This is a genomic window from Colwellia sp. SU-HH01217 (assembly GCF_057543495.1).
This window is the reverse complement of sequence record NZ_BAAJLX010000003.1, coordinates 22,639-44,590: the sequence shown is the minus strand read 5'-3', so window position 1 is coordinate 44,590 and position 21,952 is coordinate 22,639. Positions and strand designations below refer to the sequence as shown.

The 21,952-nt window shown below is 42.9% G+C and carries 11 protein-coding genes; 6 read left to right on the top strand and 5 right to left on the bottom strand.

Annotated elements, in window-relative coordinates:
* Positions 1-21 precede the first annotated feature (21 nt).
* Both AC27G3_RS05125 and AC27G3_RS05120 read right to left on the bottom strand, forming a co-directional pair.
* The gene (locus AC27G3_RS05125; RefSeq protein ID WP_487119442.1) at positions 22-195 is read right to left on the bottom strand and encodes a hypothetical protein; all 174 of its coding nucleotides are present in this window, start codon (positions 193-195) and stop codon (positions 22-24) included.
* Positions 196-366: 171 nt separating this feature from the next.
* Complete coding sequence (locus AC27G3_RS05120; protein ID WP_487119440.1) at positions 367-1,251, bottom strand: recombinase family protein; 885 nt, start codon at positions 1,249-1,251, stop codon at positions 367-369.
* Between the two features lie 196 nt (positions 1,252-1,447).
* Here AC27G3_RS05120 and AC27G3_RS05115 point away from each other — a divergent pair, with 196 nt between their 5' ends.
* The 6 genes from AC27G3_RS05115 to AC27G3_RS05090 all read left to right on the top strand — a co-directional run bounded on the left by AC27G3_RS05115 (position 1,448) and on the right by AC27G3_RS05090 (position 3,960).
* Positions 1,448-1,708: a type II toxin-antitoxin system Phd/YefM family antitoxin gene (locus tag AC27G3_RS05115; RefSeq protein ID WP_487119438.1), complete on the top strand. Its 261-nt coding sequence runs from the start codon at positions 1,448-1,450 to the stop codon at positions 1,706-1,708.
* On the top strand, positions 1,709-2,017 hold the full coding sequence (locus AC27G3_RS05110) for a type II toxin-antitoxin system RelE/ParE family toxin (protein ID WP_487119436.1): 309 nt from the start codon (positions 1,709-1,711) through the stop codon (positions 2,015-2,017).
* A 49-nt stretch (positions 2,018-2,066) separates the two neighbouring features.
* Positions 2,067-2,297 carry a cold shock domain-containing protein gene (locus tag AC27G3_RS05105; RefSeq protein ID WP_487119434.1) on the top strand — a complete coding sequence of 77 codons (231 nt, stop codon included), beginning with the start codon at positions 2,067-2,069 and terminating at the stop codon, positions 2,295-2,297.
* A 25-nt stretch (positions 2,298-2,322) separates the two neighbouring features.
* Positions 2,323-2,811, top strand: coding sequence for a hypothetical protein (locus tag AC27G3_RS05100; protein WP_487119432.1), 489 nt, complete (start codon positions 2,323-2,325; stop codon positions 2,809-2,811).
* 100 nt (positions 2,812-2,911) lie between these two features.
* The gene (locus tag AC27G3_RS05095; RefSeq protein ID WP_487119430.1) at positions 2,912-3,379 is read left to right on the top strand and encodes a hypothetical protein; all 468 of its coding nucleotides are present in this window, start codon (positions 2,912-2,914) and stop codon (positions 3,377-3,379) included.
* Positions 3,380-3,555: 176 nt separating this feature from the next.
* Complete coding sequence (locus AC27G3_RS05090; RefSeq protein WP_487119428.1) at positions 3,556-3,960, top strand: hypothetical protein; 405 nt, start codon at positions 3,556-3,558, stop codon at positions 3,958-3,960.
* A 13-nt stretch (positions 3,961-3,973) separates the two neighbouring features.
* Here AC27G3_RS05090 and AC27G3_RS05085 read toward each other — a convergent pair whose 3' ends face one another.
* From AC27G3_RS05085 to AC27G3_RS05075, 3 genes are all read right to left on the bottom strand, one after another.
* Positions 3,974-4,423 carry a Tn3 family transposase gene (locus tag AC27G3_RS05085; RefSeq protein ID WP_487119960.1) on the bottom strand — a complete coding sequence of 150 codons (450 nt, stop codon included), beginning with the start codon at positions 4,421-4,423 and terminating at the stop codon, positions 3,974-3,976.
* Between the two features lie 821 nt (positions 4,424-5,244).
* The gene (locus tag AC27G3_RS05080) at positions 5,245-9,060 is read right to left on the bottom strand and encodes a TonB-dependent receptor (RefSeq protein WP_487119426.1); all 3,816 of its coding nucleotides are present in this window, start codon (positions 9,058-9,060) and stop codon (positions 5,245-5,247) included.
* Entirely contained in the window at positions 9,061-21,621 is a 12,561-nt protein-coding gene (locus AC27G3_RS05075) for an isopeptide-forming domain-containing fimbrial protein (protein ID WP_487119424.1), read from the bottom strand. It lies immediately after the preceding gene.
* Positions 21,622-21,952: the final 331 nt, after the last annotated feature.

Here is a 21,952-nt window from a genome sequence, read left to right as displayed (position 1 = left end):
ATGGTAATCGTTACCACTTAATTAAAAGAAATTAGCTTTAAATTCGACACCAAAAAATTGTGGCTCATTGGTGTAACCTGTTAGGTTATTAAAATCTATTGCGCCAGTTAACTGTTCTTCATCAAGAATGTTACGACCAAAAGCTGCAACTTCATATTCTGCACCGTCTGTATACCATTCATAACCTACTCGCAAACCACCTTCTAATAAAGCGTCGCCGGTAAATTCAGTTGACTCGTATAAAAAGAAGTTTACTTCACTGCGGTATGACCAATCAGTATAGGGGTTTGAAGTCCAACGGTACGAAAAGTTACTCTAAGCAGTGAATTACTAAAATTGTTGTCATTTTACGTAGCTATGAGGTAACTACCAATGCTGCCCCGATTCTTTATGTGAAATATTAATTTCAACAAAGCAATTTTTCATATCGGCTGTGGATTGAGCCTCAGACATTATATCGTAGACGGTTTCTTCAAGATCTTGTGGGGAACTGTAAGGTACCTTTAAAATATAGACCCAACCATCTTTTTCTGGTTTGAACATATCGTACTGAGAAATCCATTCATCCTCTATATACTCCCGGGCTTTACTCTTTCCACGCACAAACTTACTGTTGTTTTCAACATTCATTGATACATCTAGTTTGGCAATTTTAATTTTTGAACGAGACCCGGGTAAAGTAGTCGTTGGATTAGCGTCCATATATTCTTTAATGATCCTATACACGCTAGCAATACCAATATCTAGTTTTTCTGCAACTGCTTGGCGGGTAAGTCCTTCCTTTATAAGGTTGATCACCTGTTCGGATTTTGTACGAGCCGTTGGTTGACGCCCTTTGTACTTTCCTTGTGCTTTGGCCTTAGCAATCCCTTCTAGTTGCCGTTCTTTACGCAATGTTGTTTCAAATTCAGCAAAAACACCCAACATACTAAAAAAAGCATTTCCAGCAGCACTGGAAGTATCGATAGGTTGCTCTGTAGCTTTTAAATGAATACCATTTTCTTTTAAATCGTGAGCGAGGTTTTGAAGATCTCTAAGGCTACGTGAAAGTCGGTCAACCCGGGTAACAATTAACGTGTCTCCTTCCCTAAGATAATCCAAACAAGCATCAAGCTGACTTCTTTCCTTTTTTTGGGTGCCACTTTTTTTTTCGGAAAATATCTTTTTACACTGAGCAGATTTTAATGCTGCATATTGAATGCTTAAATTCTGGTCTGTTGTCGAAACCCGGGCATATCCTACCAAAGCCATATCATATTACCCTAGATTTTGTGATAGTTATCTATCATAAATGGAAATTCAACTTATATGATAGTAAATGTTGATATAAAAAGATACTATCTTATGGGTGTACTCTATCGATAGGCTGAATCGGTATATATATTTAGCACCAATCATTCGATTCGTGTATAGTGATTGAATCAAGTGATATTAAGGTGGAATTCAAATGCTAGCACTCTCAGCTAATGATGCAAAAACACAATTTGGTGACATGTTAATGAAGGTTCAACGTGCACCGATCCAAATTAATAAAAATGGTAAGCCCGTTGCCGTAGTAATATCTGTAGATGAATACCAAAGTATAGAAACATTAAAGTTACACTTATTGCAAACTAGAGCTATAAACGCGATTGAAGATATTAATAATGGTGAGACTGTTGATGGAGAGCAATTTTTTACTGAACTTGAATCTGGACAACATGACTAAATGGTAGCGTATAGATTTACCCGGGATGCGCAAACAGATCTTATTGAAATTCGTCGCTACACCTTAAGGCAATGGGGACTAGAACAATCTAAAAAGTATCTCCTTGGATTACGTCAAACCATAAAAGTACTATCTGAAACACCAACTATTGGTAAACAATGCCATGAGGTAGGGAATAATGTTTTTAGCTTTCCTCATGTAAGTCATGTTATTTATTACACCATAGATAAAAATCAACTAGTCGTATTTGGCGTTTTGCATAAAAGCATGGTACCTCTTCTACATCTTGATGATCGAAATACTATTTAAAAACGCATGATAGTTAACAGAGTGACCATCACACGGTAGCAGACATATAATGAAATTGAACATTAACTCAAAAAAAGTTCAGGAAAAAGTAAAGTGGTTTAGCAATGCTAAAGGTTTTGGTTTTATCAACACAGATAGTTTTTCTGATGATATTTTTGCTCATTTTTCAAAGATTGAAATGGATGGTTTTTTAACATTAAAAGCAGGTCAATCAGTATTATTTGACATAGAAAAGACACCAACAGGCTTTCACGCGAAAAATATCTTACCAGTTATCTGAGCTAGAATTCAAAGGAGAAAAATTTATGGCAACATTAACCAAAGATCAAAAAAGGGCTAAAAAGAAAAAGGCCGCACAAAAAAAGTTAATTACCAAGCAGCATGAAGAGAATAAAAAATTAAACCAGTCGATCGCAGTAACTAATAATTTACCAGAACGCCAAAACCCAATGACTAAAATAAAACCTGACTATAAAGCCCTTGTTTCAAATTTTTCAGGTTCAATGGAGCAATGGGATGCACTTGTTTTACAAACTCATAATACTTTTGGTTACGGTTTTGAATATGATGATCTTGCAGATGTCATTATAGAAAAAGTCATGGAGGCTATACCAAGTAGTGCAGATATATTAAGTGCGAAAAATGGAAAATCTCTTGAAGAACTTATTAAGCAATTAGAAGATAAGTACGAAGATCAGCTTATTAATATGCTTTCCGTTGTTGATAAGCAAACAGGCGCTTATTGGCGTGGCGAATTAGAATCAGAGGGTTTGTTAGATTACGGTTTTGTATAAGATTTATTATCATTAGCATATTTAATACCGACATTAGCTTAAATATTTACTCAGATTCATTATTGGAAAATAGAATCAATCTATAAGGAACATAAAAAAAATGAATAAAGTAACAACACTGAAAACACTTGGAGCAATATTTTCATTTGCTTTACTTCAAGGGTGTGGTGACAGCTATCCAGAAGTAGGAAAATTTAGTGGTGGTAATTTTTCCGCGAAAAATATATTACAATATTCTACAGTTTATGCTCTAGAGTCTAGTGAATTTGAAGATTGGAAAAGTAAGTTAGAGGAATTTAAAGACCTATCTGCATTATCAGAAAGTGAACTATTAGCGCTTCAGCATACATTTTCACAATCTCCTTTAATTAAAAAGTCATTTGCATCAAAACCTTTGTTAATTGCCGATAACCTTGATTTAGATAAAATTTCAGAAACTGAATATGGCTTAACGACCAAAGAAACTGAACAAGTCAAAGCAGCTATAGTTAAGATTAAACAAGCCATATCCGATCTTGAAAGTGAAAAAATAAAGCTTACAACGCAATTAATGAACTTGGTCGGATAAAAAACGAAATTAAAGCAGAAAGAGAGGGGCTATTTAATCATTTTAATGCGTTAAAAGCTCAAGGTGCGGAGTTATTTAAACAATACAGTAAAAAAGATACAGGCTCATACAAAGCGCCGAAAGATGAAGTACTCAAAGGAAAGCCTTTTGATTATATTACTTTTAAGCAAGAAAATATGTCTTGTCGTGACTACGCCATAAGTAAAAATAAATGGCAGAAAGAAAGGTACCAGACTTACCTTTATTCGAACCCTATAAAAGTTGGCGAGAAAACATATTGCCCTATATTTAAAACAATGGGTAATAAAACGTCAAAACGTAAGGCACTATTATCTAATTTGTCTGAAGCAGATAAATCATTACTAATGAAAACAGCGACAGCAAACGTTATTTATAAAAAACGTAAAAGTGAGTTGAAGAAAAAAGAGCGTAATGTTACCCGTGATAATCCCAATTTAATGCAAGCTACAACTTTAGGCATAAACAACAATTATCAAATTTGGTTGCAAAAGAAAAACAAGCAAACCAAAAGCTTGCTCAACTTGGGGGTAATTCCACATAGCACTAGTTTGTCTTCATGAAAGTCTACAGCCCTTAATTTAAAGGGCTTTCAGTGATTTTTGTGTTTATATTGTTTTCAACTGAAAATTTAGTAACATCTTGAATATTAATAACATTATCTGTATGCCTAAATTCAAAATTTCCGAGTAAGTTAATGTGCTGCCAAGCTACAGGTGAAAAACGCTTAATTTGACTACATAACACTTCATCATTAGCAGCTTCAGCCTGTGCTAATAACTCGGAAAGTATCGAGGTATTGTAGTAAATAATACAGCAAGCTAATATTTTGTTGCATTGATTGCTTATCTCATACGCCTTGTCAGTTTTTCCTAATAGTTTTTTGCCGCTAATTTGAAGAATTCCAGCGCGTAATTGATGAAATGCCTCACCCCTGTTTAATGCTCTACTTACTCGTCTTCTCAAATCGATATCATTAATGTAGTTAAGCATATATATGCCCATAGTCATTTTATCAAACTCGATAAGTGCCTTTAACGTAGGGTTTTTCTTTGAATATGATGATAGTTTTCTGATGATGCCTGAACAAGCCCAGAGGTTAATGCTAAACTAACTAATGATAACGCTAAAACTTTCATACAGTATCTCTTCTCATTTTAATATTTACGTAAATATACCATTTATAATAAAATTATATATAGCTAGTAGATCATTCAATATTTAATTTAGAATGTCAAAATTATTGGGGCAAGATCAATGAAATTTTAGTTGCCCGTCAGGTTAAGTTTAATCCTGATCTTTAAAGTCGTAAGATAATGTCTGATCTACCAGACCTTAACGATTGGTTTAGATCTTTTTTACATGTTCTGATGCTAATCTCTTATACGCAAATAAATTATGCTTGAATTAAATTTTATGCTGTGTAGTTGATCAGAATATTTATAATAAAACAACAACGAAGTTAATATCATTAATATTCAATAGGTTACAAAGTATGTAATTATGAATAGTATAAGTGTGAAATCACTGAAGCCCTCGTGTATTAAAGGGGGTAGGCTATCATGAAGACAAACCAGTGCTATGTGGAATTAACCCCTTATAATTAGCTTCGGTGTATATTCGTTGCACAAATTAATCTAAAATTAGTTAATTATCTCTAAATAAGGTAACTAAACCTGTATTAAAGCATCATTGCCAAAGGCTTCCATGACAGAAAAATCCGCACTATTACCCGAGAGCACATCAACTATAAATTTATTATGTAAGCTACCTCCACTTTCAACTTGAACTATTACAATTAGCCTTTTAATTCTCGCTAAGTGATCAATTCATTAATTCACTTAGTATTAATACTTACCCAGTAAATTAATAAACCAACCTTGGTAGGTGTAATCCGTTAGCTTTAAATCATCACTAAAATCAGTGAAATTATAGCCAACACCCACTTTAAAATGTTCACCAATATGACGGTCGATGCCGACTAGCCAGCCCTGACGGGTTGAGTCATCTTCAGCAACATTTAAGCGGCGATATTCTAATAAACCGTCCCATTGGTGAGCGATATGATAACGGGTTTGTAGCGCGGTAAAATTAACCGTGCTTTTAAAGAATTCACCGAGACCACGACCTGCGCGTAGCTCACCAGTTCTCCGGCCTACTTTAGCGGCAAACTCCCATTTGGGGTTGTAGCGATAGGTACCTTCTAAGGTGACAATATTTGATTTTTGATCTGTGCCAAAATTGGTTTGTGCTAAACCGCGCAAATCATATAAATAGGTATATTTACCGAGGACATTCCAGCGGTTATTGTCATACGGGCGGTAAGCAAAGCCAACGCTGGCCTCAGTAAATTTAGCATCGGCTGCCGGGTCAATAGCATCTTCGGTGTCAGAGAAGTTATATTTGGCTGCTAAGCGCCATGAATCATTAACTAAATAAGTTAAGCGATTGGTGGTTAGCCATTGTGTGCGTTGCTCTGCGCCGCGATCTTTACGGTATTCTAGTTTTGTTAACCATTGTAGGTCTTTATCGCGAAAACCCGCAGATATAGTGGCTGCATCGCGAGCAACTTCACCAGCTTCTAGGGTTAATTCGCCATGTTGTAATGAAGCGCCTAAATTCCAGCCTTGTCCAAGCAGGTAATTCAAACCAAAAACATGCACAAAGCCATTTTCATTTTTACTGTCAATGGTTTGAGTTTCATTGTACACATTGAGCTTGTCGCTAATACTAGAGCGATGGCCAAAAGTTAAACCGTTACTGTTGGTTGATGACAATAGCGGGCTGGTGGTGTCGGTTGACCAGCTATAACGGCTATATAAACTGTGGTTACTATTCAATTGGTAGTCAATATCAAGCGCGGCGGTATCACCACGATGACCCGTTGCGTATTCTGCGCCAATATTGGAGCGGTCAGCCAGTAAATATTTACCACCAAGGGTGATTAAGTCATTATTTTTATAGTGCTTGTCGGCATCGAGTGTGCCTTGAGCAATACCATAAAGCTCAAAGCTTGGCGATAAACGTTGGCGATAACCAATAGCGGCTAACAGCCCGTTTTGCTCAACATTATTTTGCTGCTCTTTAACCTGTTTGATCTCGGCGCTGATATTACCGCTGGCAGCAAGGTTTTGTTGAATAAAGGCCCTGGCTTGCTCACGTTGATTATTGCCTGAGGCTTGCAGGGTAAAACGGGCACTGTAATGGCCGGTTTGGCTGTACTGCCCACTCACCTCAATGCCTTGCTCGGTAATTTCTTCATTTAAATCACGACGGGCAATAGAGAAACCTGCGGCGGTGTTTTTATGCCATGCCGCTGCGGTTAACTCTTGCTCGGTGTAGCCAAGAGCTTTGAGGTTTGCGCGTGCTTCAATACTCAACGCATCGCCCGAATCTTCTGTATTTTCTGCATCATCAAGCGATAAATTGCTCTGGTTAAAGGTTAAACCACCGTTATCTGAGTAGAATATAGGCGCTTGGCTATTTTTAGTGTCGCTGTGCTCAATTTTAATATAGCTGCCTTGGCCAGCTTGTAGGGTTAAATCAATACCGCCCAGTTGATAATCATTACCGACACGGTTTTCATCCACATAACTTACGCCTAAGGCAATATGGTCGTTAAACCAATGCTTAGCACGGCCACCTAAGGTTAAATGATCGGCGCTAAAACCGTCGGGTAAGTATTCATAATCAACGAGCAGTAATAGTTGGTTACCATCGAGTGGTTGATCGCGAATAATGCTGGTGTTGCTGTCGCGGGTGAAACTCAGTAAAGGGCGAGATAAAATAATACGCCCTTGTAATTCATCAAGCTGGTAGTCGGCATCACGGGTTAGCTCAATGCGATCAAGGGTTAACCCTGTGTCAGGGTTTCTCACTTCAATGGCTAACTTGTCTGAGCCGGGTAAAACATCGGTATGTTTTAAATAATAAAGGCTACCACCAGTACCTAAAAATTCACTGTGGCCAAGCGCGGTTTGTGCTTCCGATAAAAAACCTTTGACTTGGCCTTTTGCTTGGCCATAGGCGTTTGACTCCGTTGATCGCCAATTAACCATAGCACCATATAAGCTGCGATTATATTGGCTGTATTCGGTATCGGTCATGCCGGTATTATAGTTACCCCACAAAGCGAGCGATTTGTCCCAGTCAACACGCACATAAAAGCGCCCTTGGCTGTCAACATCGCGCGTGGTGGTAGAGTCGTCACCATAAACTGGGTAGTAGCGATCGGGATCTAAACGGCGGAAAACATCAACCGGGTCTTTATCTAAAAAGCCGTTAAATAAACGTGAAAGTTCGCGCTCTTGTGTATCAGCATGGGCGGTGACTAAGTACTTTCCTTGAATTTTACCTTTCAAATAAAAAGCAAGGCGGCCTTCAATCAGTAAATCATCATCGTATCTGTCATCACTGCTCAGCGGTTCAATATTGCCAGATACCTGATTATCACTGATGGTAATATCTGCCAGCGCCGCTAAAAACATATATTTTCCGGTAACATCAACTTGTAACGGCTTAGTTATTGTGCCTTTTTCGCCGCTTAAGGTCAGGTTAAACACATGTTGGCCGATGGGTAGTAAATGTTCGCTGGCGAATTTACGTTGTAGATCAATCGGTGTATTTTTACCATTGATTTCAATACTGTAGCCGTCAGGAATATCTTGACCAAAAATGCGTACCCGACTACCGGTGATCGGAATATTTTGTTTGAGTAACTGGTTTGCGCCAAAGCCAGCAAGCGCAATGTTATTCATCGCGCCATTGCTGCCACCAGCGCCTGCATTTACACTTGAATTTGTGCTTTGGTGTGAGCTTTGTGTTGCACTTTGACTGGAGCCTTGATCAAGCCCTTGGTTGAAACTCTGATCAGCATTTTGATTAAGATATGAGCCGTTATCATAAGCTTGTGGGGTAACCAATTGCAGTTGTTTACTTTGGGTTTCGTCCATATTGCCAAGCGCATCATAAGCACGTAATACATAACGTAAACTATCGCCGGCGATCATGTTTGGCAGTGCTGAAGGGGCAACTTGCCATGAAAATTCGCCGTGACTGTCGAGTTCGCCTTGGGCCCGTTTCAGCTCGCTACTATAAAGTGGTGTGACTAAATCAACATCACTGCCTTTATAAATAACTAGCTCTAAGCGTTCAATAAAGGCTTGATAGTTGGTGTAGTAATTAAAACGGGCGCTATAACTGTTACTACCATCAAATTTTATCGCTTGTGGCGCGGTAATGCTGAGCCTTGGTTCGGTGATCGCTGGATCTTCGGTGGCCCAAAAAATACCACCTAATGGCATTCTTACCAGAAAGTCGCCCTGCACTAAGGCTTTACCTTGTTGATTTGCCGGCGTTTCTGTACTGACATCGTGCTCAAGGGCAATTTCAACGCGTCTGTCGTTGGGCACATTGGCTGCGCTGGAAACTTTTTCGCCGCGGCTGATGATCTCAACCGTGAAGCCTTTAGCACTTTTACAAGGGCTAGGTGAGCAAAGCGGCACTGTCTGCTGCTCCGACTGTTTCGATTGTTGCACTTGCTGTTCTGTTTTTTCGGCCGTGTTGTTGGCCGCTAAGCTATTTACTGATAGAACCGTGCTGAATAATACGCTGATATAACGTGTCGTGGTGCTAACAAGGTGACGTTTAATGAAAGTATTCATTTACTTGCCCTCCGTGTTTGCATCTTTTGGATTATTAACTTCTGTATTCGTTTCAGCATCAATTTTTTGTATTTTAATGGTCAAGGTTTCCCATACTGCAATTGGCATGCGTTTTTTCAGTTCACCAAATACCGCTTTGGCACGGCGTAAACCTAACGCTAAATTGTAATCTTGTGAGGCACGACTATCAGCAAAACCGGTAATGGCTAAGTGGCCGGTTTCGGCTGCCACTAACTGCGTTGCAATACTATCTAGTAGCGGCGCATATTGTGCTTTAATAGTGGTTTTGTCGGTATCAAATAGCACTTTGCCTAATTTAGTTACATTGGCGAGGCTGATCATTGGGGCAAAAGCGCCATCAATTTCTTCCATTAAATCAACGCTAAAGGCATGGCGTAAGTCTTCGCGTATTAACGGCAATAATGCTTGGTAAGTATTATTGGCGCGCTCGTAAGCTAGTGCTTGCTGATGTGCTTGACCGATAATTTGTACTTGCCCGCCTTGGTACTGGTTAATGGTGTCTGCCATTTGTGTTAGCCAAGTGCGATGCTCGCTGTTTATTGTGGCGCTGTTGTCGTTAAAGAGCAGCTCACCCAGTTTAACCACAGCATGTTTTTCTTCGCCGCCAAGTTGTTCTGGCGCTAATTGCACAGCAAAATCAAAACGCGTTGGTAAACCTTGAGCAATACGTTTAACCCGAGGGTTTTCGCTGACAAATTCACTTTGCGGCGGCAAGGTGGCTTGGTCAACTTTCATATAGAAGTTACGACCACGGGCGAGATTGACCACATCAACCGCTTCAAGGTGGAAGCGACCATGTAAGTCGGTTTCTACATAAATACCATCAAGAGTAGCCACACGTACGCCCGGTATGCCAATTTCTTGAATACCATTATTTTGAATAATCAAATCAACTTGGTAGTTACCATTAGCTAATAGTGTCACAGTTCGTTCAATGGTGAGGTTTTGCGCGTTTAACCCTTGTTGCATTTCACCTTGATGGTTTAGCTGTATCTCGCTATGGCGATTCATGCTGATATGTGACCCTTCAGTCGTGGTGAGTAGTAAATCATCAGTAAAGGCTAATTCGCGCAGCTGTTGACGCACAATGATTTGATGATTGTGCGGGTGATCGGCAACGCTGCTAAGGCCTAATAAATCCCCTAAGGCAATACCACGATTTAATGGTGCGCCATTATTAGCATCGTCACTAGCATCGGAAATTATACCTTTACCGTTGCTATCAATCACTCGGGTGCTATTGGCAATATAGTGCTGTGCGTTAATGCCACCTTGAATAAATACTGCACTGGCATTGGCACTGTCTTGCCAGTTGTCTTGGTCTCTGTCATCAAACACTTTACCGAGTATGGTCACTTCTTCAAAGTCAGGATCGGCACCAACAATAACACTGGCGGTGGCTTCATTGCCGATAGGGGCATCACCAAGGAAAGGTGAAACGCGGTTAATATGTTTGCCACGGGCAACCCCAGCACCCACACGTAGAATATAAACTAAATCTACACTCTCTTGGGCGGGTACATCGATACCACTAACACTTAACGGATTAACACTATTAAGCTGTAATTGGCCATCGGTATCATTGGTATAAATCGAATTCTTTACATAACTAAAGCCCGCTGGGAGCTGATCGACCAAGGTCAGGTTGTTCACATCGACTTCACTGATGTTTTCCACTTGTACGGTATAGCGTACTAAGCCACCAATTAAGGTTTGTTTACTGTCGGCGCGCTTAGTTAGGCGGATCATATGCGGATTAACGCCAATTTGATCAACCGGAATATGGTTGTTGATCACATCAGGGTCGCCATTAGCCAAAGTAAATGCCATGTAATAAGTGGTGTCGTCACCAATTTGCGGCGCTGTTGCTAAATGCGATAAAGCAAACGGGCTTGGTTGTCCGGTGGGGTCAAGCGCGCCGTCTTGTGGCAATATTAAGCGTGAATGACTTGGCTGATATTGCTCTTCAGGCGCAGTAACCGCTAAGGTAAAGCTTGCCCCTGAGGCACACGCTGGGTCGGCATCAAGTAATAATAAAAAGAAGTAGAAACCGTCATCACCCGTAATTTGATGTTGCTGGTTAGGCAATAAACACACATCAGGCAAGGCAACACCGTTTTCATCGAGAATGCTGACCAGAGAGTTAGCCACCGGAATGCGGGTGATCGAATCATAAACCACACCGCTAGGGTCAACCGGTACCGGAATATTAACCGATTCGTTAGCCGGTACCAAAACCGTTTTACTGGTAAAGGTGGTGCCGGTTGGGGTAATAAAGGTAACGGTGTATTCACCTTGTGGTAGGTTGTCTACCAAAAAGAAGCCGTTTTCATCGGTTAATACCGTGGCAATAACATTGCCGTTGGCATCGGTAACTTGTACCGTCCAACCAATTAATAAGGTTTCACCGTCATTGAGTTCATCATTACGATCGCCATCGAGCCAAACAACCCCTTGTAAGCTACCGGCAGGCAGTTCAAATGGCGTTGGATCATCAGTGCCGCCGGCGGTATTACCAGGCGCGTCAGGGTTATCACCACCGGTGTCTGCATTATCGCTGGCGTTGGCACCACTGTCGGATAAATCATCAACCACTTGGCCACCGGTTGAAGTACCTAAGGCTTGTGCTTGGTTGGTTAATAAGCCTTTCGCGTCATCAGACGATGGATTAAGCTCTAAGGTAAAGCTGATATTGATATTTTCCCCCGGCATTAAGCGACCACTTTCGCCATCAAATAGATTGGCCGGAAAGTCAGGGCTTAATTGTGGTGTTTCTTGCGCGGTTGAGGCGGTAATTGTAGCGGCTTCACTTAGACCAACATAGGCATCACCAAATTGGCTGGCTAAATCGTCCACTAACTGAATATTAGTTAATGGCACATCACCAATGTTTTCGATCATCAATGCAAACGGCACATCAAAATTACCCGCCGTGCCATTGGTTGTTGGTGCAATATCACCACTAACTGTTTTTGCCACACCAATCGCCGGTGCTTCGGTAAAGGTGACCGGGGTTGGATCTTCTTCTGTGCCTTCACCATTATCACCTGAGGTATTGCTGCCGTTATCGGAATCATCGCTGACATCGGCGCCACTTGGGCTGGTGCCAGAGGCGGTAGCGGTATTGTTATATGGCCCTAAATTCGCCCCAGGGGTTACCGTCAGAGTGAGGGTGATGGTATCGCTAGCACCCACGGCAAGGCTTTGGCTGGCGGCAAAAATATTGCTATCGCTCACACCATCAAAATCGCTATTAATGGTTAAGCTATTGGCACTTAAAGCATTGACAGTAAAGGTTGTTGGTGCTGGGAAGGTGGCCGATAAGTCTTCAACAACTTGTACATTACTCAGGGCAATATCGCCGATGTTTTCCACATTCAGTTGATAACTTAGCGTGTAAGTGCCGTCATTGTTGTTGATTGGCTCAGCCACTAACGCTTTAGCGATACCAATGGCAGGTGCTTCGGTAAAGGTAATAGGGGTAACGTCATCAACACCGCCATCACCGTTATCGCTTTCAGGGTTTAAACCGTTATCTGAATCATCATTAACACTGGCGCCACTTGGGCTGGTGCCAGAGGCTTGGGCGCTATTATCGTATGGCCCTAAGTTACCTGCTGGGGTAATGGTCAGCACTAAATCAATCACATCAGTGGCTGACACCGCTAAGTTTTGGTTTGCGGCTAATAAGTTGCTATCAGCATTGCCATCAAAGTTATTGTTCACCACCAAATTGGCACTGGTGAGCGACACTATGGTGTAAATATTTTGATTTTGGAAGGTGCTGAATAAGTTATCGCTAACTTGCACATTGCTTAAGGCAATATCACCGGTGTTTTTCAGGTTAAATTGATAGCCTAAGGTGTAAGTGCCATCGCCATTATTAGTGACGTTGGTAATGGCTTTTGCCACCGCAATCGCCGGCGCTTCGGTAAAGGTAACCGGTGTTGGGTCATCTTCTGTGCCTTCACTATTATCACCCGAGGTATTGCTACCGTTATCTGAGTCATCGCTGACATCGGCGCCACTTGGGCTGGTGCCTGAGGCGGTAGCGCTATTGTTATATGGCCCTAAATTCGCCCCCGGTGTTACCGTCAGGGTAAGAGTGATGGTATCGCTAGCGCCAACGGCAAGACTTTGGCTGGCGGCAAAAATATTCGTGTCGCTTACGCCATCAAAATCACTATTAACGCTTAGGTTATTCGCGCTTAATGCATCGACCACAAAGGTTGCTGGCGCTGGGAAGGTAGCCGATAAGTCTTCAACAATTTGTACATTGTTCAGCGCAATATCGCCGATGTTTTCCACATTTAGTTGATAACTTAGCGTGTAAGTGCCGTCATTGTTGTTGATTGGCTCAGCCACTAACGCTTTAGCGATACCAATGGCAGGTGCTTCGGTAAAGGTAATTGGCGTAACGTCATCAACACCACCGTCACCGTTATCAGTTTCCGGATCTAAACCGTTATCTGAGTCGTCATTAACACTGGTACCACTTGGGCTAGTAGCTGAAACATTAACACTGTTGTTATAAGGGCCAAGATCGCTGCCTGGGGTCACAATAATGCTGAGATCGACAGTGACAGTGTTAGCCGCAGCTAAAGTTTGGTTTGCAGCAAGCAGGCTTGTATCACCATTACCGTCAAAGCTATTGTTTACGGTTAAATCCGCACTGCTTAAACTGAGAACACTAAAACTATTGGTATCGTTAAAAATTGTGGCGAGATCTTCGGTAATTTGCACATTACTAAGGAATATATTGCCGGTATTTTTACTATTAAATTGATAGTCGATTTGATAACGACCATCACCAAGGTTAGTGAAATTAAGGAGCGCTTTGGCAATGGCAATAGCAGGTGCTTCGCTAAAGGTGATTGGCGTAGGGTCGTTTAAACCACCACTGCCATTATTGCTGAGCGGATCGTCGCCATTATCTGAATTATCATTAACGCTAGCGCCACTTGGGCTATCGCCCGTTGCTACTGCGGTATTATTAAATGGTCCAATACTTGACATTGGAGTTACGATCACCGGCACTAATATGATGGCACTGGTGTTAATGGCAAGGCTTTGACTGGCTGCTAATAGGTTATTATCAGCATTACCATCAAAGCTTGGGTTAACATTGAGGTCGGCGCTGCTAATCGTGCCGACGGTAAAGCTTGCACCGGCAAAAGTGGTGGTGAGATCTTCAACCACTTGCACATTATTCAGTGGCACATCACCGCTGTTACGTATCACTATGCTGTAAAGCAAGCTATGGCTACCGTCTTGATTATTGGTAACCGCGCCACTGATCTCTTTGGCGATGGCAATGGCTGGCGCTTCGGTAAAGGTGATTGGCGTAGGGTCGTTTAAACCACCACTGCCGTTATTACCGTTAGGATCAATGCCGTCATCGGAATCATCACCAATAACTGCGCCGCTTAGGCTGGTGGCATTCACTTTGGCGGTATTATTATAAGGCCCTAAAAATGTGCTAGGTGTGATGGTTAAAGTCAGCTCTAGATCAGCAGACGCGCCAGTGGCTAAAGTTTGATTGGCGGCTAATAAATTTTGATCGTCATAACCATTAAAACTGTTATTTACAGTGAAGCTACTACTGGTGAGGCTATCGACAACTGCAGAGGCTGGTGCTGGGTAGGTGGCAGCAAAATCTTCAATCACTTGTACAGTATTTAAGTCAATATCACCATTGTTACGCACCACCATGGAGTAGGTTAAGGTGTAGCTACCGTCATTATTATTAACTGGAGCTGCGCTGATGGTTTTGGCAATGCCAATAGCAGGCGCTTCGTTAAAGCTTACTGGAGTGGCATCATCAAAGCCGCCACTGCCATTATTGCTTTCGGGATTACTACCGGCATCTGAGGTGTCATTTACCGTTGCGCCACTTGGGCTGGTGCCTGAGACGGTAGCGCTGTTATTGTAAGGGCCTAAGTTCGCGCCAGGAGTTACGGTGAGCGCTACGGTGATGGTAGCACGGGCACCAACAATTAAGTTTTGGTTATTGGAGAGTAAATTTTTATCGCCATCACCATTAAAACTGGCATTCACCGTAATGTCAGCACTACTAATGGCGGTTACTGCATAGCTAGCGCCTGAAAAGGTGGTAGCGAGATCGTCACTCACTTGCACATTGGTTAGATCACTCTCTCCAGTATTTTTTACCACAATGTCATAACTTAAGGTATAGCTACCGTCACCGTTATTCACCGGACCGCTACTCACCAACTTTGCTGCGCCAATAGCAGGAGCTTCAATAAAGGTAACTGGGGTAGCATCATCAAGGCCGCCACTGCCGTTGTTGGTTTCAGGGTCGCTACCGTTGTCAGACGTGTCATTTACGCCTGCGCCACTTGGGCTAGTACCACTGGCTGTCGCGCTATTGTTATAAGCGCCTAAGTTATTGCCTGGAGTAACCGTAACCACTAAGGTGATGGTGCTATCGCTGCCAACACTAAGACCTTGGCTGGCAGCAAGTAAGTTGGTGTCACCGTTGCCATCAAAAGCGCCGTTCACGGTAAGGCCATTGGTGGCGCTAGTGCTATCAACGGTATAGGTTGCACCGTTAAAGGTGGTGGCTAAATTATCCACCACTTGCACACCGGTTAAGTCACTATCACCAGTATTTTTTACTACCATCGAATAAGTCAGGGTATAGGTACCATCACCGTTATTGCTTGGGCCGGTGGTTACCGCTTTGGCAATCCCGATCGCCGGAGCTTCAACAAAGGTCACAGGGGTAGTATCGTTAAGACCGCCGCTGCCGTTGTTGGTTTCAGGGTCGCTGCCATTATCAGAGGTATCATTGGCATTGGCACCATTTTGGCTCGAACCGCTAGCAGTCGCGCTATTGTTATAAGCGCCTAAATTATTGCCAGGGGTAACCGTAACTACTAAGGTAATAGTGCTACTACTGTCGACTGTCAAATTTTGACTGGCGGCAAGTAAGTTGCTATCGCCGTTGCCATCAAAAGCGCCGTTTACGGTAAGGCCATTGGTGGCACTGGTGCTGTCTATAGTATACGTTGCCCCGTTAAAAGTAGTGGCTAAATTATCCACCACTTGCACATCAGTTAAGCTAATATCACCGGTATTTTTTACTACCATCGAATAAGTCAGGGTGTGAGTGCCATCACCGTTATTGATTGGGCCAGTGGTCACCGCTTTGGCAATGCCGATAGCAGGAGCTTCAGTAAAAGTCACTGGAGTGGCATCATCAAAACCGCCGCTGCCGTTATTAGTTTCAGGATCGCTACCATTATCAGAGGTGTCATTCGCGTTGCCATTTGGGCTGGTTGCGGTTGTGGTGGCGCTGTTATTGTATGGCCCTAACGTATTGCCAGGAGTGATAGTAACGGTGAGATCCACCATGCCAGTAGCGCCTACCGCTAATGTTTGATTTGCGGCAAGTAAATTGGTATCACCATCGCCGTTATAAGCATTATTGATGGCAAAGTCGCCACTGGTTGGGAGAGAAACACTAAAGCTATCAGCGCTGGCAAAAACGGTTGCTAAATCATCAATAACTTGTACATTAGCTAAATCAACATTGCCGGTATTTTTAACAATAAAGCGATAATTTAAGCTGTATGTGTCATTAAGGTTATTAACAACTGGACCATTTAAGGCCTTTGCTAAACCCAGCTCAGGGTTAACGGCAAAGGTGACTGGGGTTACGCTAGTGTCATTATCAGGGCCATCACTGGCGGGATCGGGATCGTCCCCGTCAACAGAGGTATCAGTGGCAGTGTTACCAGCATCACGGGCACTTTGGCCGTCGGCCGTTACACTATTGTTATATGTGCCTAAATCGGTGCCAGGGCTTACTGTAACGGCAATATCTAAGGTTTTGGTTTGGCCAATCGCTAAGGTTGATGGCACGGTATTATCGATCAACTCTCGGTTAACAACACCATCAAAGGTACCGTTGGTAGTGGTAAAATCAGCGCTGGTAACTGAGGTAACATTAATATTGACTGCCGCTATTGGGTTAAAGGTTGCCGCTAAATTATCGGTTAACTGAATGTTCGTCAGGGCAACATCGCCGCTGTTTTCTACATGTAAACGATAAACTAGATCAAAAGAGCCATCAGTGGCGTCAAAGGTACTACTGACTAATTCTTTGGCTACGCCGATAACGGGTGTTGATGTTGTCGTGGTAACATTGACCGCGGTTTGGGTACGGTAATTATTTAAGGGCGCGCTGGTTGAGGTGATAGGATTATTACCTGTGCCAGTGCTGATATCAGCAAAGTTACGTACGTCTTGCGCCGGTGCGCCGGTTTGCTGGCCGGCATAGTCAACATCAGTATTAGTCGTGAGTGTTGAGCCCGGTGTAACCGATGCTTTTAACGTGCTGTTAAAGGTTATGGTGAGTGTGGCCGATGGCGCCATGGCAAAAGTGCGATCAATACTGAGTAAGTTATTATCTGCGCCACTGACACTAAAATGCGCGGTGTTAATTGCGGTAACTAAATCAGTGTTATCAACCACAGTGCCTGCAGTTGACACATTCAACGCGGTAATGTTTTCTACGCCACTTGGTAATTGAATTTGCCAATTGCCGCTGTCGCCATCTTGTATTTGGAATGCTTGCGCCAACCCCGTATTGGTTAAGGTTAACGCCCACGCGAAGGTTGGCGTTTCATCGGTGCGGTTATCAACCGGATTGGGTGTGGTGCTACTGGTTAAGCTGAGTTGCGGCTCAACGATTTGCGCCAGCATAGTATTTGATAGTGAATTTTGTACGCCGCCAAGCAATACTTCAAATTGATTGGATAAGTTAACTACCTGCTGATTTGATAATTGATCTTTTACTAGCGCGCTAAATTCAATCACAATAAATTCATCATCGCCATCAGCATCGGTGTTGGTGAGATTGCCGATATCAAAATCAACTGAATTACCAGAGGCACCTAAGGTTGGGGTGATCGCACAGTCAGGGGTAACACTACTTTCAGGATCTGGGTGAGCTACCGTGCCGCCAGCACACAGCGCACCGGCTAAGCTTGAGCTTAAATTACCATCACTCACCAGTGCAATCGCAGCACTGGCGGTAACATATTCAAGCCCGGTTGGCAGGTTATCTCGAATAACAAAGTTACTGGCGCTGCCTTCAGGTACGGTCGCTAATAAGCGATAGTTAATTTGTTCGCCAATAGATAATAATCGCGGTGAGCCGCCAGCGCCTGTGCCCGCTTCACTGGTGTGAGTTAGACTGGTACTGACAATAGATTTTACTGAGCTAGTTACATCAACGGTAACAGTAGCTGAATCCACCGCTTGGTAGCTTTTTTCAGTGCCCGGTGTTGAGCCCGACAATGCGGAGCCGGTGCCATCTAAGCTCGTCCAGTTAAGCGTTGCTGTATTGGTGATGGCTTGGCCAGGGGTAGCCGCGGCTGATACATTGGCATCATAATTAAAGATACAACTTTCATTGGCGGCGAGCTGATCAATGCTAAGCGATATGCCAGCACCATTAGGGTCGGTATCATCAAAAGATGTTGTGCCTGCATCACAAGCACCAAATGCTGCGCTGGCATTAACATAATTTAATGCGGCGGGTAACACATCAGTTAAGGTAATATCAAAAGCCGTTGAAGGAGTCGTGATTGGTGCTGTGATCGTTAAGGTATAGGTAATGGCATCACCCGCGTCACCGCCAGCATTGTTTGCCGCTTTATCTAGGGTTAATACCGGTTCAACGCGCGTTAATGCGAGTGTTGCTGAGTCATAGCTCCCAGTGATGTCGGTATGTCGTGCTTGGTTGTCAAAGTCAGTACCGGCAATTCCGGAGTCAACTTTTACCGCATTGAGCTCTAACACAATAAGCTCCTCGTCAGCATCAGAGTCGCTGTTAGTGACTGTGCCTAATGTAAAGCTTGGATCATCACCAGCAACAAAAGGCGCATTGGCTGCGGTAATAGCACAATCAGGTACAATATTGGCGTTTGTGGTGGTATAGGTACAACCGCCAGGGTCGGCAAAACTAGAAGAGGTGATAGAGCTGCCAACCAAGGCTAAGCTGGCACTACCGTCGTGCTGATAAATTAATTGGGACGGTAATAAATCACTAAGCGATACGGTACTATGTGTGCCTTCTGGAATAGTGCTCACTATGCGGAAACGGGCAATTTCACCGACGACAAGTTCATTGGTGTTGCTATAGCTCTCAGAGGTAGTGACTAAGGTTTTTACCACATTTGGTGTAACGGTATTGACGTCAACTGTGCTTTCACGTACTGGAAACGCCGCTTCTCCAGCACCGGCAGCAAAAGTGAGTTGGCCGGTGTTTTCCACTAAAGTGTTGGCAGCAATACCGCTATTAATATCACAGGTAAAAGTTAAGGTGGCGATTTCATTGCCTGAGCCTGCTTCGCCCAAGCCACTGTTTGCAGCACCTAAGGTGTTATCAAGTACTAAACCGCCCGCTAAGGTGCCAGTAAAAGTGCCACTGCCACCAACTAATACCGGCACGGTACAATTACCCGCCGTGAGCGCAGCGCCAAACACATCGGTTACGGTGACATCAAAGGCATCTGCGCCCCCTTGGTTCTCTATAGTAATGCGATAGTCGATTTCATCGCCAGCATCTAGATTTGTGGTAACACTGGTAATTTCTTTGGTAATCGTTACGTCAGGCGCGCGTACTAAAATTTGCGTCACGGTATTATCGGCAACATTATCAACAGCACTGTTGTTAGTGGTGGCATTGAGTAAATTAGCAAGACTTAAGCCATCGGCATAAGGCGCAGCTGATGCTTTAGCATACACATTTAAAATGATGGTTTGAGTAGTGGCTGAGCTAATATCGCCAAAATCAATATTAATGCTATTAGAAGCGGCGCTACGGCTGATAGTTACATTGCCTGGCTCAGCAGAGCCAACAGCGTATTCAATAAAATTACCCGCAGCAGCAGAGCCAGGGTAGGTATTTAAATCGCCACTAAAGACGGGAAAGTCAGTGGCAGTAAATACTGGTAGTGGTAGTACATCGGTTAATATTACATTATCAGCATCGCCAGAAGGTACTGACATGCTTAGTTGAAATTGCACTACATCGCCCGGTTTTACTGTAGCCGAACCTATGGTTGATTTGCTGATAGTGATATCGTCAATGGTCACTGACGCGCTAGAAGTCTCAAGACAGTTCTGTGCATTACCCGCGCCACTGATGCCATAAGTGGCGGTAACATTATTCGTGATAATATCGCGGGTTAACACTGGGTCGCCATTGTTATAGCTTTGATCAATGGTCGTGGTGTAACTAATGGTGCCACTTTCTGCGGCATCAACAGTACCGCCAGCATTAATAATGGCAGTTAATATATCGGCATTACTAAAGCTAGCAGAAGTGCCAATACCAACAAAAGGCACATCAAGGGTCGTATTGGTTACGCCATGGTTAATGGTTAACCTAACAAAGCTGCCACCAACATCGCTATAGCTAATACCATCGTTTAAGGTATCGGTAACAGTAAAGGCATTAATGCCAGGGATAAATTCAGAAGTTTGGTAGGCATAGGTATAGGTAATCGTTGAACCCGGTCTGCCGGTGCCAGCAGCACTTTTTCGTAAAGTTAAATGCTTAGCGGTGTTAATTGCACCTGTGGTGGCACAGGTCATATTGTCTAAGGTATCAACAATATAAACATCAAAATCAACGCGAATATCTTGTGCGTTACCATTAGTGCCAGTACCAGAGTCGCAGGTAATATTGATATCTACATCTGCGCCCAAACCGGTCGTGGCATCGAGTGTGGCGGCATCTGGGGTTAAAGTACAATTTACTCCGCCTGTTATGGTGGGCAAACCAGTAAATTTAACATTGCCGGGCAAAGTAACGGTAGGGAAAGTGATCGGTGTTACTGTTGCGGTTGAAGCAATATCAGCAATGGCGGTGATCGGGTATGTCCATGCAGGGCCTGGCGGGTGCTCGGTTTCTGCTTGCGTATCCGATACTGAATATTGGATAACGGTTGGGGTAAAGTCATTTACTGCAGCGCTACCTACAATGGTATCACTGCCAATCACACCTGTAGCGCTGTCACCAAATTGAAAGCCCGGAATAACAGCTAGTGCATCGCTTTGCAGTACATCAGGCACGGCATTTACATCAACGGCCAAACATATCTCTACTGATAGCGCTGGTTGGCTGCTTGACACTGAGCCAACTGGGATGGTGAGCGCCACTAAGCTGCCGTTTTCACTGCCAAGGAAGGCTGAGCCTGAAATAGGATCATTTAACGTGCCGGTCGCGGTATAAGTTTGATTAGATACTAAATCTAAGGCTAAGCCGCTGAAAGTTGCTGATTGGAAAGTTAAATCGGGATCTAAGCGTAATAAATAATAGGGGCCATAACCGATATCAGCCGATAGGTTAGAAAAGTCAGCATTAAAACAAAAACTTTCACCAATAAACTCCTCACTAGGTGATTGATTAACCACATTGGGGATGGATGCTGCGAGTAAGGAAGAAGAAAAGAGTGTAAAAAATAGAAAAGCGATAATTTTGGTGAATATATAATACTTCATTAAATTTCCAGTTATGAGTTGAAAAAGTACCTATCTACTTGAAAAATTTCCCTATAATTTCATTAGTTAAAGTCTATACTAATTGCTTTTTTTTATCACTACAATGTAAAAAACATTTTTAATAGTAATGTTTACTTATTACAAGTTGCCCCGTTCGCAGCGTTCGGACTACAATATCTACTAAATTCTGCCTATGTTCCTTAAAATAGGCTGGCAATTACTATTCCCCTACTCTTTTCTGGTAAATATTTGAGTGAATTAAAATATTAATCACTCAATAAGGCCAAAATATTTTATTTAACGATCAAGCACCTAGCATTCACTACGAATG